Here is a 17,362-nt window from a genome sequence, read left to right as displayed (position 1 = left end):
CCACAAGCCGTAGCCGGCGAACCGACGTCGGGGCCGGTCCGGGCCGAGCCTGTCTGGCACGAATCCTGCGGCGCGACCGTTGAACGCAAGGAATCTGTGCCGATGTTGAACAGACGAACGCTGCTTGCGCAGACCGCCGGCTTTGCCGTCATGGGGCTTTCGCTCGGCAAGGCCGCGGCGAAAAACCTGCCCGGCATCGAGAAAGCCGCGATGCGTGGCGCGATCAACGTGACCGAGCTCGGCGTTCGGCCCGGCGCGCTTGACGACCAGAGCAAGGCTTTCACCAAGCTGCTGCGCGACGCGCACGACCGCGACGTGCCGGTGTTCCTGCCGCCGGGGATCTATATCGTTTCCAATCTGTCGCTGCCCGGCCGGGTACGCCTGTCCGGCGTGCCGGGCGCGTCGCGGATCGTCTACGGCGGCAATGGCCATCTCATCATGGCCGAACAGGCCGAGCATATCGAACTCAGCGGGTTGGTGTTCGATGGCAGCAACCGCTCGATGGGCGACTACACACAAGGCCTGCTCGATCTGCGCCGCATCGTCCATCTGGTCGTCGACAATTGCCAGATTACCGGCAGCGGCAAGAACGGTCTGGCGCTCGAGCATGCCTCGGGCCGCATCGAGCGTTCGGAGATATCCGGTGCAGCCGACGCCGGCATCTATTCGGTGGAGGCCGATGGCCTGGAAATATCAGGCAATAGCGTCTCCGACTGCGCCAATGGCGGCATCCTCGTGCACCGCTGGCAGGCAGCGGAAGACGGCACCATCGTCAGCGGCAACCGCATCGAACGCATCCAGGCGCGCAGCGGCGGAACCGGCCAGAACGGCAATGGCATCAATGCCTTCCGCGCCGGCAATGTCATCATCTCTGGCAATATTGTTTCGGACTGCGCGTTTTCGGCGATCCGCGCCAACAGTGCCAGCAATTTGCAGATCACCGGCAATACCTGCTCGCGCTCGGGCGAAACGGCCGTGTATTCGGAATTCTCATTCGAAGGAGCGGTCATCGGAAACAACATCGTTGATGGCGCCGCCAACGGCATTTCGATCGTCAATTTCAACGAGGGCGGCCGCATGGGCGTCTGCTCCGGCAACATCGTCCGCAATCTTTCGACCAGCGGCCCCTACCCTGCCGATGCGCCCGGTTTCGGCGTCGGCATCAGCGTCGAGGCAGACACCACAGTTTCCGGCAATGTCGTCGAGAATGCGCCGCTCTACGGCATGCAGATCGGCTGGGGACCGTTCATGCGCAATGTGGTCGCCACGGGAAACGTCATCCGCAAGGCGGGGACCGGTATCGTCGTCACCGTGGTCGAAGGTGCCGGAACGGCAATCATCTCCGACAATGTCATCGACGGGGTCCAGAACGGCGCGATCGTCGGCCAGCGCTGGGCCGAGCCAGTAACCGGCGACCTCGCCGCGTCAGGCAATGCCGGCTATGCGCATCTGACCGTCGAGCGCAACCACGTCAGTTGAGGGCGGCCGTGGGCCGGAGCGCGCCGACTTTGGCGGCGATCCGGCTTTCGATAGGCGGATTTGCCTGTTCGGTCAGTTTTGCCGCGAGCGCGTGGTTGGCGTGCAAAAGCTTTGCCAGCACGGCCGCGACCATCACTTCAGCGGCGCGGCCAGCGCCGTCGTCACATTTCAGCGCGATGCCAAGGCCAAGCTCCGGAAGGGCGGCGCAAAAAACACCTTCGGCGCCTCCCTTGACGAAAATCCGGCCCGGCGCTGCCTCCATCATCGCGACGTCGGACCTGCCCGTGCCTGCGACGAAAAACGGCTCGGCCATACAGGCGGAAAGCAGCCGCTTGGCTGCCCGGGCCCGCACCGGCTCGAAACCGGCACCTGTCGCCATGCGGGCAAAGCCAAGGGCAAAGCTGCGCAGCGGCACGGCATAGGTCGGAATCGAGCAGCCGTCGGTGCCGCGGTGATCGGCGTCATGGGCAGCGCCGGTCACCGCCTGCATCGCTTCGCGCACCATCTCCTGCGACGCATGGCCAGCCTTGACGTAACCACGATGGGCGATGCCGCTGTGAACGCAGGTGCATAGGAAGCCCGAGTGCTTGCCGGAACAATTGTTGTGCAGCGCGTTCGGCACGCTGCCGACGCGGGCAAGCGCCAGCGTCGCCCCATGGCTCGACGGCCAATGCGCGCCGCATTCGAGTGCCGCCTCGTCGAGGCCGGCCTTCGCCAGCATGGCCCGCGCGAGCTCGACATGTGGCGGCTCGCCGGAATGCGAGGCGCAGGCCAGCGCCAGCTCCCGATCACCGAAGCCGTAGGCATCGGCAGCGCCGCTCTCGACCAGCGGCAACGCCTGGATCGCCTTGACCGCCGAACGCGGGAACACCGGCTGTCCCGTGTCGCCGATCTCCCAGACAGCCTTGCCGTCGGCGTCGAATACGGCAACAGCGCCGCGATGCGCGCTCTCGACGATTGCGCCGCGCAAGACCTCGACCAGAACCGGATTTGTCATGTCACCTCCCGCAATGCGGGCGGGTTTATCTGATCCGGTCGAGAATGGAAACGTAGTTGGCGACCGCAGCACCACCCATGTTGAAGATGCCGCCGAGCTTTGCTCCCGGCACCTGGATGCCGCCGGCCTCGCCGACAAGCTGCATGGCGCTCAGCACATGCATGGATACGCCGGTGGCGCCGATCGGATGGCCCTTGGCCTTCAGCCCGCCCGACGGATTGACCGGCAGCCTTCCATCTTTCGCCGTCTCGCCATCCAGGGCCAGCTTGGCGCCCTCACCCGGCCTGGCCAGGCCCATCGCCTCATACTCGATCAGTTCGGCGATGGTGAAACAGTCATGCGTCTCGACGAAGGACAGGTCGCCGAGCGTCACGCCCGCCTGCTTCAGCGCCTGGTTCCAGGCCTGCTCGCAGCCTTCGAAGGCGAGGATGTCGCGCTTCGACATCGGCAGGAAATCCTGCACATGCTGATTAGCGCGGAAGGCCACGGCGCGGCGCATCTTCAGCGCCGTGGCCGTGTCGGCAAGGACAAGCGCGGCGGCGCCGTCCGACACCAGCGAGCAGTCTGTGCGCTTCAGCGGACCGGCGACGAACGGGTTCTTCTCGCTTTCCTGCCGGCAGAACTCGTAGCCGAAATCCTTGCGTATCTGCGCGTAGGGATTTTCGACGCCGTTCTTGTGGTTCTTGGCGGCGATCATCGCCAGCGCATCCGACTGGTCGCCGTAGCGCTGGAAATAGGCTTGGGCGATCTTGCCGAAGACGCCGGCGAAGCCTGCCGGCGTGTCACCGTCCTCCGGCAGATACGAGGCCTTGAGCAGGTTCTTGCCGATCTCGGGACCGGGCGTCGTCGTCATCTGCTCGGCGCCGACCACCAGCACGATACGGGCGGCATTGGCGTCGATGGCGCGGATGCCTTGCCTGACCGCCGCCGAGCCGGTGGCGCAGGCGTTCTCGACGCGGGTCGCCGGCTTGAAGCGCAGCCGGTCGTCGGCCTGGAGGACCAGGCTCGCGGTGAAATCCTGGGCGGAAAACCCGGCGTTGAAGTGGCCGAGCACGATCTCGTCGACGTCATCTGGACCGATGCCGGCATGATCGAGCGCCTCGACTGCCACCTTGGTGATCAGGCCCTCCAACGTCTCGCCTTCGAGCTTGCCGAAGCGCGAATGCGCCCAACCGACGATGCATGCTGTCATGGCGATCTCCATCCTGTGGACCTGGGCCACGCGATACTGCGGCGCGCTCAGCATTGTTCAAGCATGAACCGTTCCGCCGGCTTCGTGAAGGGGCCAGAACCGTACAATCGCTTGATCTTGATCATCTGGTCATAGTGCCTGGCTTTTGCCAGCAAATCAGGCTGGATTTTTGTTGATTGATGCGTCAATAAAAAATAATCTTGCCACGACAGGCCGGAGCAAGAATGCCGAAACTCGGAATGGAACCGTTACGCCGCAGGGCGCTCATCGACGCGACGATCTCGGCGATCGGCGAGCGCGGCTCGCTTGATGTGACCATGTCGGAAATCGCCGGCCGGGCCGGCGTGTCCTCGGCGCTTGCCCACCATTATTTCGGTGCCAAGGACGAATTGCTGTTGGCGACGATGCGGCACATCCTGAGCGAGCTCACCGCCGACACGCGCCGCGCGCTTCGCGCAGCCGGCTCGGCGCGGCAGCGGGTCTCGGCAGTGGTCGCGGTCAATTTCTCCGACATCCAGTTCCGGCCCGAAACGATCGCCGCATGGCTCGCCTTCTATGTCGAGGCGCAGAAATCGGCAGCACTTCGCCGGCTGCTCAGGGTCTATGCGCGGCGGCTGCATTCCAATCTGCTCAGCGGGCTGACCGGCATCCTGCCGAGAAGCGAGGCCGACCGGGTCGCCGAAGCGACGGCGGCGCTGATCGACGGGCTCTATATCAGGCGCGCGCTGAAGGACGGCGTCCCCGATGCCGCGACCGCGATTGCACTGGTCGAGGACTATCTCGAAACGAAGCTCAGCGGACGGCAGAAGCAGTGACATCCAAGCGACCCAACATCCTGATCGTGATGGTCGATCAGCTCAACGGAACGCTGTTTCCGGATGGGCCGGCGGACTTCCTGCACGCGCCGCATCTGAAGGCGCTGGCCGCACGTTCGGCGCGTTTTTGTAACAATTACACCGCCTCGCCGCTCTGCGCGCCGGGCCGCGCCGCATTCATGAGCGGCCAGTTGCCGTCACGCACAGGGGTCTATGACAACGCCGCCGAATTCGTGTCTTCGATCCCGACCTTTGCCCATCATCTGCGCGCTGCCGGCTATCACACCTGCCTCTCCGGCAAGATGCATTTCGTCGGCCCGGACCAATTGCACGGTTTCGAAGAGCGGCTGACCACCGACATCTATCCGGCCGACTTCGGTTGGACGCCGGACTATCGCAAGCCCGGCGAGCGGATCGACTGGTGGTATCACAATCTCGGCTCGGTGAGCGGCGCCGGTACTGCCGAGATCACCAACCAGCTGGAATATGACGACGAGGTCGCCTTCCATGCGGTGCAGAAGCTTTATGATTTTGCCCGCGTCTCCGACGACGCCGGACATCGCCCCTGGTGCTTGACGGTTTCCTTCACCCATCCGCACGATCCCTACGTCGCACGGCGGCGCTACTGGGACCACTACGAGGATTGCCCGGCGCTCGAGCCGGAGGTCGGCTTCATTCCTTATGACAGGCAGGACCCGCATTCGCAGCGGCTCTACCGCGCCAGCGACTATGACAGGTTCGACATCACCACGGAGCAGATCCGCCGCGCGCGGCGCGGTTATTTCGCCAACATCTCATATCTCGACGACAAGCTCGGCGAATTGCTGTCCGTGCTCGAGCTTACGCGCATGCTCGACGACACGACCATCCTGTTCTGCTCGGACCATGGCGACATGCTTGGCGAGCGCGGCCTGTGGTTCAAGATGTGCTTCTTCGAAGGTTCGGCGCGGGTGCCGTTGATGATCGCCGGCAACAGCATACACGCCGGGCTGATCGAGACGCCGGTCTCCAACCTCGACGTGACGCCGACGCTTTGCGACCTCGCCGGCATCGACATCAGCGCGATAGCGCCATGGACCGACGGCCAGTCGCTGCTGCCGCTGCTGAACGGAAAGAAACGCTCCGCGCCGGTGCTGATGGAATATGCGGCTGAAGGCTCCAATGCGCCGATGGTGGCGATCCGCGAGGGCCGCTACAAGTTCATCCATTGCGAGATCGACCCGCCGCAACTGTTTGATCTTGAATCGGATCCCCGGGAATTGACCAACCTCGCCGCCGATCCGGCCAATGCGGCTTTGGTGGCCGCTTTCACCGACAAGGTGCGGGGGCGCTGGGACATGGCGGCCTTCGACGCGGCGGTGCGTACCAGCCAGGCACGCCGCTGGGTGGTCTACCCGGCGCTGCGCAACGGCACCCATTACCCCTGGGAATTCCAGCCGCTGCAGAAGGCATCGGAGCGCTACATGCGCAACCATATGAACCTTGACCTGCTCGAAGAGCAGAAGCGCTTTCCGCGAGGCGAATGATGGCAGATAGTCTCGTCCCCTCGCTCGACCATCTCAGGCAGGCCTATGCCGTCACCTCCAAGGCGACGCAGATCACGCCGCTGCTGGAATCGGCGGCACTCGCCCGCGAGACCGGCGCCGCGCGCGTCTTCGTCAAGGCCGAGTCGCTGCAATGGGCCGGATCGTTCAAGGTGCGCGGCGCCTATTGGCGGCTGAAGCGGCTGTCGCCCGACGAAGCAAAAATGGGCGTCGTCGCCTATTCCTCCGGCAATTTCGCGCAAGGACTGGCGGCGGCAGGCCAGGCGCTTGGCATTCCCGTCACCATCGTCATGCCGATCGACACGCCTGCCGCCAAACGCGATGCCACGTCGGGCTATGGCGCCCGTGTCGTGCTGACCGACCATGGCGAGCGCGCGCGTGAGGAAGTCGCCGCTACCAAGGCGCGCGAGATCGCCGCGAGCGAAGGCCTGGCGCTGCTGCACCCGTTCGACGATCCGGAGATCGTCGCCGGCCAGGCCGGCGCCGGGCTGGAGGCACTCGACCAGCTCGCCGCCAGGCAGGCCGAGGCCGATCTCTTGTTCTGCTCGGTCGGCGGCGGCGGTCTGATCGGCGGTGTGTCGCTGGCCTTCCACTACCTGTCGCCAGCCACGAAGATCATCGGCGTGGAGCCGGAAGGTTTTGACGGCATGGGCTCGTCGTTGGCGCATGGCGCCATCGAAACCATGCCGATCGGGCCGAAATCGATCTGCGACGGGCTGATGTCGCGACGGCCCGGCGACGCGCCGTTCGCAGCGGTGAAGGCCGCCGGCGTTCGCGGCGTCACCGTCGACGATGCTTCGGTGCGGCGCGCCATGCGCATCGCCTTCGAGCGGCTGAAGTTGGTGCTCGAACCTTCGGGCGCTGCTTCGCTCGCGGCACTGCTGGGCGGCAAGGTCGACGTGACCGGCAAGACCGTTCTCGTAATGGCAACCGGCGGCAACGTCTCGCTGGCCGATTTCATTGCGCATATGAACCATGGGCGCGCATGAACCATGCTTGAAGCGGATTTCGTCATTATCGGCTCCGGCTCGGCCGGTTCGGCCATGGCCTACCGGCTGTCGGAGGACGGCAAGCATTCGGTGATCGTTATCGAATATGGCGGCAGCGATATCGGGCCGCTGATCCAGATGCCGTCAGCGCTGTCGATCCCGCTCAATATGAGCCTCTACGACTGGGGCTTTGCCAGCGAGCCGGAGCCGCACCTCGGCGGCCGCGTGCTGGCGACGCCGCGCGGCAAGGTCATCGGCGGCTCGTCGTCGATCAACGGCATGGTCTATGTGCGCGGCCATGCCCGCGACTTCGACCATTGGGCCGAACAGGGCGCGGCCGGCTGGGGCTTTGCCGACGTGCTCCCCTATTTCAAGCGCATGGAGGACAGTGCAGGCGGCGAGGATGGCTGGCGCGGCCATGGCGGCCCGCTGACCGTGCAGCGCGGCTCGAGGACGAACCCACTCTATGGCGCCTTCGTCGAGGCAGGCCGGCAGGCCGGCTTCGAGCTGACCGACGACTATAACGGCGCGAAGCAGGAAGGCTTTGGGCCGATGGAGCAGACCATTCGCGGCGGCCGTCGCTGGTCGGCCGCGAGCGCCTATCTGAGGCCGGCGCTGAGGCGGAAAAATGTCAGCCTGGTCAAAGGTTTCGCCCGGCGAATAATCGTCGAGAATCAACGCGCCACCGGCGTCGAGATCGAAGTGCGCAAACGGATTCAGGTGGTCAGAGCGCGGCGCGAGGTGATCGTTGCCGCGTCCTCGATCAACTCGCCCAAGATCCTGATGCTGTCCGGCATCGGCCCCGGCCAGCACCTTAGGGAGAACGGTATTCCGGTGATCGCCGACCGGCCCGGCGTCGGCCGCAATCTGCAGGACCATATGGAACTTTACATCCAGCAGGAATCGACGAAGCCGATTACGCTGAACTCGGTGCTGAACCCGTTCTCGAAGGCGCTGATCGGGGCGCAGTGGCTGTTCTTCAAGTCCGGCCTCGGCGCCACCAATCATTTCGAGGCGGCCGCCTTCGTGCGCTCGCGCGCCGGCGTCGACTATCCCGATATCCAGTATCACTTCATCCCGGCCGCGGTCCGCTATGACGGCAAGGCGGCGGCCAAGGCGCATGGTTTCCAGGCGCATGTCGGGCCGATGCGGTCGAAGTCGCGCGGTTCGGTCACGCTGCGCTCGCCCGATCCCAAATCGAAGCCGGTGATCCGCTTCAACTACATGTCGCATCCGGATGACTGGACGGAGTTCCGTCACTGCATCCGGCTGACCCGCGAGATCTTCGGGCAAGCGGCCTTCGATCCGTACCGCGGCAAGGAACTGTCGCCGGGCTCGCATGTGCAATCGGATGAGGAGCTCGACGCCTTCATTCGCGACCACGCCGAAAGCGCCTACCATCCTTGCGGCACCTGCAAGATGGGCCGTGCCGATGATGCGATGAGCGTCGTCGATCCGGAATGCCGCGTCATTGGCGTGGAAGGGCTGCGGGTCGCCGATTCGTCGATCTTTCCACGCGTCACCAACGGCAATCTCAACGCGCCGTCGATCATGACCGGCGAGAAGGCCGCCGACCACATTCTCGGGCGTACGCCGCGGCCACCGTCCAACCAGGAACCATGGATCAATCCGCGCTGGCAGGCGTCGGACAGATAGGCCATGATCCGCGGACGCATATTCCGCATGCCGCGAAAAGACGATTTGGAGAACAGTCATGCGCGCCCAGCCAACGGCATCGCATTATGTCAACGGCCGCTATATCGACGACGAGCGCGGCGCTGCGCTGCCGGTCATCTATCCCGCAACCGGCGAGACCATCGCCATGCTGCGCTCGGCGACACCGAACGTGCTGGAGCTCGCGATCGAGGCCGCGCGTGCGGCACAGCCGGCCTGGGCACGGCTGAAGCCGGTCGAGCGCGGCCGCATCCTGCGCCGCGCCGCCGACATTTTGCGGGCGCGCAATGCCGATCTGGCGCGCATCGAGACGCTGGATACCGGTAAGCCGGTCCAGGAGACGCTCGTTGCGGACGCCCCGTCGGCGGCGGATTGCCTCGAATATTTCGGCGGCGCCATCGCCGCCTTTAATGGCGAGGCCGTCGATCTCGGCGGACCCTTTGCCTATACCAGGCGCGAGGCGCTCGGCGTCTGCGTCGGCATCGGCGCCTGGAACTACCCGATCCAGATCGCCGGCTGGAAATCCGCACCCGCCCTCGCCATGGGCAATGCGATGGTGTTCAAACCGTCGGAGAACACGCCGCTTTCAGCGCTGGCGCTCGCCGAGATCTACACCGAGGCCGGTCTGCCCGACGGGTTGTTCAACGTCGTGCAAGGCTTTGGCGATGTCGGCGCCGGCCTTGTCGGCCATGATGTCGTCGCCAAAGTCTCGGTGACTGGCTCGGTGCCGACCGGCCGCAAGGTGCTGTCGCTCGCCGGCTCGAAGATGAAGCACGCGACGATGGAGCTCGGCGGCAAGTCGCCGCTGATCGTCTTCGATGACGCCAACCTCGAAAATGCCATCGGCGGCGCCATGCTCGGCAATTTCTATTCGACCGGCCAGATCTGCTCCAACGGCACGCGGGTGTTCGTGCAGAGCAGCATCCATGACCGTTTCGTCGAGAGGCTGACCGAACGGACGAAGAAAATCCGCATCGGCGATCCGCTCGATCCGGACACGCAGATGGGGCCGCTGGTCTCGAAGGCGCAGCACGACAAGGTCATCTCATACGTCGAGACGGGCAAGCAGGATGGCGCGGTGCTCGCCTGCGGCGGCAACGTGCCTTCGCTGCAGGGCTTCCAGGGTGGCTTCTTCGTCGAGCCGACGGTGTTCACCGGTGTCACCGACACGATGCGCATCGCCCGCGAGGAGATTTTCGGGCCGGTGATGAGCGTGCTGAAATTCGACAGCGAGGACGAGGTGATCGATCGCGCCAACGACACCGAATTCGGCCTCGCCGCCGGCGTGTTCACACGCGACCTGCAGCGCGCCCACCGCGTCATCGCCGAATTGCAGGCCGGCACCTGCTGGATCAACGCCTACAATCTGACGCCGGTCGAAATCCCCTTCGGCGGCTTCAAGCAGTCCGGTATCGGCCGCGAGAATTCGCTCGCGGCACTGGCACTCTATTCGCAGCTGAAGTCGGTCTATGTCGAGACCGGGGATGTCGCCAGCCCGTACTGATCCTTGCGGGCGGTACCATCCAGATACTGGGTCAGCGCGCAGACCAGATGATAGAAGATGCTGGCCGGCACCTCGCTTGCCAACGAACGGCCGCGCTCGTCGATGCGGTCGATCCACAGGCCGAGCGGTGCGGGATTGATGTGCCAGCGGAACAGTCGGCCGACACGCGCCTCGATTTCCGGCTTCAGGTCGGGACCGCCCGAACCGTCCAGCGCGATCGCCGCCTTGATCGCTTCGGCCTGCGGCCAGCTGCGCGAGACGCGGTCGAGCGGCAGTCCTTGTCGGGAAACCGCGCCGTAGGCGAGGCCCGTGGCGCGGTTCAGGCCATTGGCAATCGCCGACGCATAAAGTTTCCGGGCGAGCCCGGTCAAGCCGCTCTGGCCGCTGCGCCCGGCGAAGTCGACCAGCAGCGAGGCCCATTCGAAATGATGGCCGGGTTCGGTCCACGTGCCCTTCTCGCCAGGGGCCGGCCGCCATTCATTGTCGAAATACTCACCCAGCGTCCAGCTTTCCGGGTCGAAGAAATGGCTGCGGAACAGATCGACGATGCGCGCGGCGCGGCGAAGATAGGCGCGCTCCCCGGTCGCCTGATGCCAGGCCAGGAATGCCTCGAGCAGATGCATGTGCGGGTTGGAGCGGCGCTCGCCCTCGCCGCTCGAGGTCTCGCGGAAGCCTGTCAGGCGTTCGTCCTCGAGATGCGCGTCGATGAACGCAAAGGTCTCCTCGCCGAGCCGCAACGCATCGGGATTGCCGCACATATGGGCATGTGCCAGCGCCAGGAGCACGCAGGAATGGTCGTAAGCATCCTCGGCGGCGTCGGCGACAGTGCCGTCGATGTTGAGCGTGCGTACCCAGCCGCCATTGTCGGTACGTCCGTGCCTGGCCATGAATTCGAGGCCGTGGCTGATCAGCCGATCGGCCGGGCCGTTCCAGCCGCGCGCCTTGGCGACGGCGAAGGCGTAGATCTGCCTGGCCTGCGTGCGCATACGCTTGGGTTTCATCAGCGGGGCGGCATCGAAGCCGAGCGCCTCGTGGAACCCGCCATGACGCTCATCGACGCCGACTGTCGACCATAACGGCACCGTCTCCTCGAACAGCCAATGGTGCACGCGGCGCTGCCAGGCGCCGCTTTCGATGACGCGGTCGTCGGCGGGCGTGAACCTGGTCTCGAGGCGGCCGCTTTTTTCGAGCTGCTCGACGATCTTCTTGACGTTCTGGCTGTGGCTGACGGGAGCAACGAAAGTGGCGTCGGCGGTCGACACGATCGCGACGTCCTTCAGGCCTATGGCCGACAGCAGGCGACCGTCGCTGCGGATATAGGAGTTCTCGCAATCGATGGCGACGACATCGCCGACGATGACATTGCCGTGCGTGTCGGAGGGGCCGACGTCGAGCAGCGATTGCCAGGAGCCGAGATCGTTCCAGCGAAAGCCGGCCGGCACCATGGCGATGCCGCTGGCGCGCTCCATGATCGCATAGTCGATCGATGTCGATGGGATGGCGGCATAGAGCTCCAGAGGCATGTAGAGGCCGGAAAGGTCCGATGTGGCACCCTGGTAGGCTGCCTCGGTGGCGCTCCAGATGTCGGGCTGGAAAGCCATGAACGCGTCGCGCATGGCACTGGCGCGAAACAGGAAGATGCCGGTGTTCCAGTAGAAATTGCCGGCCTCGAGATAGCTCTGCGCCGTAGCGAGATCGGGTTTTTCGACGAAACGCGAGACATCGCAGATGCCATCGCGCTCGCCGGCCACCTCGATGTAGCCATAACCGGTCTCGGGTTGGGCGGGCTTGATGCCGAACACCACCAGCCTGCCCTGGCGCGCGGCCGCAGTGCCGGCCTCGACGCTCCGCCAGAATTGCTGCGCGGTCGCGATCTCATGGTCGGACGGCACCACCAGCACCAGGCTGTCGCCGAATTCCGACAGCGTGCGCAGGCTTGCCAAAGCGACGGCCGCGGCGGTGTTGCGTCCGGTCGGCTCGAACAGCGGACCGCCGCCGGAAAGCTCGTGGCCGGCAATGTCGGCATGAACGCGGTCGGCGTGCCTTTCCGAGGCAATCAGGAAAACCGGCGTTTCGCCTTCCGGCCGCGCGGTCAGTCGGCGCAGCGTCTTGGCCAGCATCGAGCCGTCGCCGGAGAAATCATGGAACTGCTTAGGATTGTCCTCGCGTGACAGCGGCCACAGCCGCGAGCCAACGCCACCGCTCATCACAAAACTGACGATCCGTTCGGTCATGAAAACAAGCCCCGCGTTCAAAAGGTCTGATTGTAGGCGCCGACTTCGGGGCTGCGGCGCAGCACCGCATCGACGGCTTCGAACATCTGCCGGCGCCGCTCGGACGATACCGGGCTTTCGACCACCACCACAAGCTCCGGCTTGTTCGATGATGCCCGCACCAGCCCCCAGGTACCATCCTCCGACACGACCCTGACGCCGTTGACGGTGATCAGTTCGGCGATCTTCTGGCCGGCGAAGACCGCGCCCTCGTCCTTCATCTTGCGAAATTCGCCTACGACGCGCTCGACGACGCCGTATTTGAGCTCGTCGGCGCAGTGTGGCGACATGGTCGGCGTGCCGAAGGTCAGCGGCAGGTCGCGGTAGAGGTCGGCCATGCTGCTTTGCGGGCTGCGATCCAGCATCTGGCATATGGCGATGGCCGTTACCAGGCCATCGTCATAGCCGCGGCCGATCGGCGGATTGAAGAAGAAATGGCCCGATTTCTCGAAGCCGGCGGCAGCGCCGAGTTCGGCGACGCGCCGCTTGATATAGGAGTGACCGGTTTTCCAATAGTCGGTGACGGCGCCATTTTCCCGCAACACCTTGTCAGTCATGAACAATCCGGTCGACTTGACATCGACGACGAAAGTCGAGCCGGGATAGAGGTGCGAAATGTCGCGCGCCAGCATGACGCCGACCTTGTCGGCGAAGATCTCGTTGCCTTCATTGTCGACCACGCCGCAGCGATCGCCGTCGCCGTCGAAACCGAGCCCGACATCGGCGCCCGTTTCCAGCACCTTGTCGCGAATGGCGTGCAGCATCTGCATGTCTTCGGGGTTGGGATTGTAATTGGGAAACGTATGATCGAGCTCGACGTCGAGCGGGATCACCTCGCAGCCGATCCTTTCCAGTGCCTCGGGAGCGAAAGCCCCGGCGGTGCCGTTGCCGCAAGCGGCCACCACCTTGAGCTTCCTGGAGATACGCTTTCCCGCTGTCAGATCGTCAAGGTAGGGTTTGCGGAAATCCGCAACGAAGTCATAGGAGCCACCACCGACAAGGTCGAAATCGCCTGAGAGCACGATCGCCTTCAACGCGCTCATCTCCTCCGGACCAAAAGTCAGCGGGCGCGCCGCGCCCATCTTGACGCCGGTCCAGCCATTCTCGTTGTGCGAGGCAGTGACCATGGCGACGGATGGCGTGTCGAGCGCGAACTGGGCGAAATAAGCCATCGGCGACAGGGCCAGCCCAACATCCTTGACCCGTGCGCCGGCCGCCATCAGCCCGGAAACCAGCGCCAGCTTTATGGCAAGCGAATAGGAGCGGAAATCGTGACCGGTGACGATGCCGGGTCCGGCACCCAGGCGACGGATCAGCGTGCCGAGCCCCATGCCGAGCGCCTGGACGCCGATGAGATTGAGTTCCGGCGTTTCGTTCGAGCCGGGATGGCCGAACCACCAGCGCGCATCATATTCGCGAAACCCGGACGGCTTGATCAACGCCGAGGTTTCAAACTCAAAAGTGTTTGGTCTGACATCGCTAACGATCTTCATCGACAACTGCAAACTCCAGGCGGCTGAATCAGGTGCTTCGAGACAAGTGGACGGTTACACAGAAGCCCCTTTAAGCCGTGTTTGTGCGACAGGAAACTGAAACCTGTATGACGTGGCGGCTAAAGCCAAAGAAATGCGACGGAAGCGCTGCCATAGGCGCTTGCAGTAACCAAACGCGGCGGCTATAAGCCCGCGGTCTGGTCACGGAGTGTAGCGCAGCCTGGTAGCGCACATCGTTCGGGACGATGGGGTCGCAGGTTCAAATCCTGCCACTCCGACCAGAAAAAACATGTCTACCCGGGAGGCACGGTTTAGGGCTCGTAGGCGCTCTTTCCAAATTGCGCCTTTACATTCGACAAGATGGCAAGTCTGGCCGAGGAGAGGCCAAGCGGTGCCCCAGTGGCATCGGATCCCGATATTGCCGACGCGAGCGGATGTCACGGACAAAAAGCGAGATTTCCAAGGCACCGGAAACGTCCCCCGCTTCGGAATGCCAAGTCGTCCCGTGAAGGCCGGCGTGAGATTTACACCTCAGTTGCAACCGCGACATGGGATAGCCCGAGCCACCATTTTGATGCGGCTGTCAGCTACCCTCCGGGAACTCACCAAACTCATCATCCGGCGGGAAAGCCAAGTCGGTGCGATTCCTTCGCCGCATTTCGCAAGTCTTTGTTTCTCGCAGCGCTATCGCCCATTTTGCTTGTTGCAGAGCCGGTCTTGTTGCCTCTCCAATGATCCCCGTCCGCAGGACGAACACGTTCGTAGCGAAAAGGGTGATCATCGTGACGACCCATCATCATGCCCGTACGGCAGCGGTGTCTAGCGGCGTAGGTATACTGCGCCCTCAACTCGGGCCTGCTTCCGCCGACAAATATCAGCAGCCGATCTCCAAGACCGATGCGCGCAGCCTGACTGTCGGTGACATCCTCGCCGCCTATTCCGAAGCGCGCCAGGCCAAGATTGCCGGTCGAAAGGAATTTCTCGCCAGGATGCGTTTTCTGAACGAATTCTTCGGCACCGAGCCGGTCGCGAGCATCAATGGAGATCGCTGCCGCGCCTATGTCGAGCACCGTTCGCGCGAGCGCAATCGAGTAGAGCGTGAGCGAATCGCCAAGCTCAACGCCGCGGCGATGGAGACCCGCCGTGCGTTACTCCCGGCGTGGCGAGACAAGGACTTTACATCAGGCCCGCGTCGCGATCTTGAGGACCTCCGCTCGGCGATCAACTTTTGGGCCAAGGAATACGGTCTCGATCCGAAACCGTCCGTCACCTTGCCAGACAAACCAGCAGCGCGCGAGCGCTGGCTGACGCGCGAGGAAGCAGCGGGACTGCTGCGCGCGGCATTGCGGCTGCGCCGGAAGCACGGTCAGTACGCTCATCTCTGCCGCTTTATCATTGTGGGGCTCTACACTGGCTGCCGACATCCTTCAATCCTGCAACTCAATTGGGATGGCGAGGCCGCAGGAGCTTGGCCGGACCTAGGCCGCGGTGTGCTCTATTGCAAAGATCAGCACGCGAAAAAAAGCAAGAAATGGCGTCCGCCGGCGCGACTGCCGTCACGGCTGATCGCCCATATGCGCCGCTGGAAGCGTATCGATTGTGACTGCCGGCCGGTCGTCCATGACAGCCTGGGCAAACCGACAAAGCGCATCGAGAAGGCGTTCCGCACCTGCCGCGTGGAAGCCGGGCTCGGCGACGATGTCACCCCGAATGTGCTTCGCTATACCCGCGCCATGTGGCCTGTGCTGTGCGACGTCGACATGTGGCGGATCGCCAGCAAGGCTATGCGCTCAGGCGAAATCGCGTCACGTCAATGGCCGCTGCCATCAGTGTCTGCGTGTAGGTTGCCTGCGGATTGCTGAAGATCGCCTCGGCCGGTCCCTCCTCGACGATCTTGCCCTGCTTCATGACGATGATGTAGTCGGCCATGGCGCGCACGACGGCGAGATCGTGGCTGATGAACAGATAGGACAGTTCGTGGTCGGCCTGCAGCTTGCGCAGCAATTCGACGATCTGCTTCTGCACCGAGCGGTCCAGCGCCGAGGTCGGCTCGTCCAGCACCACCACTTTCGGCTTGAGGATCATGGCGCGCGCAATGGCGATGCGCTGCCGCTGGCCGCCAGAGAATTCATGCGGATAGCGGTTGCGCGTGTTCGGGTCGAGCCCGACTTCGAGCAAGGCATCGACGGCGCGGAGATCGCGCTGCCTGCCCGACAGATTGGGCTCGTGGACCAGTAGCCCCTCGGTGATGATCTGGCCGACGGTCATGCGTGGCGACAGCGAGCCGAACGGGTCCTGGAAGACCAGCTGCAATTCGCGCCGCAGCGGCCGCATCGCCTGGCGGTCGGCGTGGGAAATGTCGCGGTCGCCAAGCCGGATGATGCCGTCGCTGGGCAGGAGCCGCAGCAAGGCGCGGCCGAGCGTCGATTTTCCCGAGCCGGATTCGCCGACGATGCCGATCGTCTGGTTGCGCTTCAGCCGTATCGAAATGCGATCGACGGCGCGCAGCAGCAGCGGCTCGCCGCCAAGAAATCCACCGCCGATCTTAAAGGTTACCTCGACGTTCCTGCCTTCAAGCAGGACCGGGGCATTCGGAGGCGGCGGCGCCTTGGTGCCGGTCGGTTCGGCGGCGAGCAGCATCTTGGTGTAGGCGTGCTGCGGGTTGGCGAAGATCGCTTCCGCCTCGCCCTCCTCGACCACCTCGCCATAGCGCATCACATAGACCCGATCGGCAAAGCGCCGGACGATGCCGAGATCGTGAGTGATGAAAACGATCGCCATGCCGAGCTTGCGCTGCAGTTCGGCCAGCAGCATGAGGATCTGCGCCTGGATGGTGACGTCGAGTGCGGTCGTCGGCTCGTCGGCGATCAGTATATCGGGGTCGTTGGCCAGCGCCATGGCAATCATGACGCGCTGGCGCTGGCCGCCCGACAACTCGTGCGGATAGGATTTCATCCGCCGCTCCGGATCGGGAATATGGACCAGCCGCAGCAGCTTGAGCGCCTCCTCGCGCGCCGCGGCGGCGCCAAGTCCGCGATGCTTGCGGATCGGCTCGATCAGCTGGTTGCCGATCGAATAGAGCGGGTCGAGCGAAGTCATCGGCTCCTGGAAGATCATGCTGATCTTGCGGCCGCGGATCTTGTTGAGCTCGGGCTTGCTCAAGGTCAAAAGATTGCGACCGCGATAATCGACGGTGCCGGTGGCTTCGCCGTTCGAGGCGAGCAGGCTCATCGCCGCCATCATCGTCTGGCTCTTGCCGGAACCGGATTCGCCGACGACGGCAACAGTCTCGCCTGATTTGACGTGAATATTGATGCCCTTCACCGCCTCCACCACACCGTCGAGGGTGCGGAAGCGGACGCGAAGGTCTTTGACGCTGAGGATGGTTTCGGAAGCAGCCAT

Annotated in this window: 12 protein-coding genes and 1 tRNA gene; 8 read left to right on the top strand and 5 right to left on the bottom strand. The window is 64.1% G+C overall.

Going from position 1 to position 17,362, the window contains the following annotated elements; all coding sequences use genetic code 11:
• Positions 1-102 precede the first annotated feature (102 nt).
• Positions 103-1,479, top strand: coding sequence for a TIGR03808 family TAT-translocated repetitive protein (locus NKG60_RS06005; protein ID WP_352974384.1), 1,377 nt, complete (start codon positions 103-105; stop codon positions 1,477-1,479).
• Here NKG60_RS06005 and NKG60_RS06000 read toward each other — a convergent pair.
• Positions 1,472-2,476, bottom strand: coding sequence for an asparaginase (locus NKG60_RS06000; RefSeq protein WP_352974382.1), 1,005 nt, complete (start codon positions 2,474-2,476; stop codon positions 1,472-1,474). The genes NKG60_RS06005 and NKG60_RS06000 overlap by 8 nt on opposite strands.
• A 25-nt stretch (positions 2,477-2,501) precedes the next feature.
• Entirely contained in the window at positions 2,502-3,668 is a 1,167-nt protein-coding gene (locus tag NKG60_RS05995) for an acetyl-CoA acetyltransferase (protein WP_352974380.1), read from the bottom strand.
• Positions 3,669-3,892: 224 nt separating this feature from the next.
• On the opposite strand from NKG60_RS05995, the gene betI reads away from it, so the two are divergent.
• Genes betI through betB form a run of 5 tightly spaced genes read left to right on the top strand, consistent with a single transcriptional unit; the run spans position 3,893 to position 10,194 of the window.
• Positions 3,893-4,483, top strand: coding sequence for a choline-binding transcriptional repressor BetI (betI, locus tag NKG60_RS05990; RefSeq protein ID WP_352862742.1), 591 nt, complete (start codon positions 3,893-3,895; stop codon positions 4,481-4,483).
• Positions 4,480-6,009: a choline-sulfatase gene (gene betC, locus NKG60_RS05985; protein WP_352974377.1), complete on the top strand. Its 1,530-nt coding sequence runs from the start codon at positions 4,480-4,482 to the stop codon at positions 6,007-6,009. Before betI ends, betC begins: the two co-directional genes overlap by 4 nt.
• Entirely contained in the window at positions 6,009-7,016 is a 1,008-nt protein-coding gene (locus tag NKG60_RS05980; RefSeq protein WP_502911826.1) for a threonine/serine dehydratase family protein, read from the top strand. The genes betC and NKG60_RS05980 overlap by 1 nt, the downstream gene beginning before the upstream one ends.
• 3 nt (positions 7,017-7,019) lie before the next feature.
• Positions 7,020-8,672 (top strand): choline dehydrogenase, encoded by a 1,653-nt coding sequence (gene betA / locus NKG60_RS05975; protein ID WP_352974374.1) that lies wholly within the window; start codon positions 7,020-7,022, stop codon positions 8,670-8,672.
• 58 nt (positions 8,673-8,730) lie between these two features.
• Positions 8,731-10,194: a betaine-aldehyde dehydrogenase gene (gene betB, locus NKG60_RS05970; RefSeq protein WP_352862746.1), complete on the top strand. Its 1,464-nt coding sequence runs from the start codon at positions 8,731-8,733 to the stop codon at positions 10,192-10,194.
• Here the strand turns inward: betB and NKG60_RS05965 are convergent.
• Positions 10,158-12,428 carry an AGE family epimerase/isomerase gene (locus tag NKG60_RS05965; protein WP_352974372.1) on the bottom strand — a complete coding sequence of 757 codons (2,271 nt, stop codon included), beginning with the start codon at positions 12,426-12,428 and terminating at the stop codon, positions 10,158-10,160. The two genes, betB and NKG60_RS05965, sit on opposite strands and share 37 nt — an antisense overlap.
• A 17-nt stretch (positions 12,429-12,445) precedes the next feature.
• A complete protein-coding gene (locus NKG60_RS05960) occupies positions 12,446-13,960 on the bottom strand; it encodes a phosphomannomutase/phosphoglucomutase (protein WP_502911827.1) in 1,515 nt (504 codons plus the stop codon).
• Positions 13,961-14,164: 204 nt separating this feature from the next.
• On the opposite strand from NKG60_RS05960, the gene NKG60_RS05955 reads away from it, so the two are divergent.
• A tRNA-Pro gene (locus tag NKG60_RS05955) sits at positions 14,165-14,241 on the top strand.
• A gap of 492 nt (positions 14,242-14,733) precedes the next feature.
• Complete coding sequence (locus NKG60_RS05950; protein ID WP_352974370.1) at positions 14,734-15,822, top strand: site-specific integrase; 1,089 nt, start codon at positions 14,734-14,736, stop codon at positions 15,820-15,822.
• Here the strand turns inward: NKG60_RS05950 and NKG60_RS05945 are convergent.
• Entirely contained in the window at positions 15,743-17,362 is a 1,620-nt protein-coding gene (locus NKG60_RS05945) for an ABC transporter ATP-binding protein (RefSeq protein WP_254819906.1), read from the bottom strand. The genes NKG60_RS05950 and NKG60_RS05945 overlap by 80 nt on opposite strands.

The sequence above is a fragment of the Mesorhizobium sp. M1428 genome (assembly GCF_040317515.1).
Lineage (GTDB): Bacteria > Pseudomonadota > Alphaproteobacteria > Rhizobiales > Rhizobiaceae > Mesorhizobium.
Note: the sequence above shows the minus strand (reverse complement) of the source record. Positions and strands in the feature narration are given on the sequence as shown.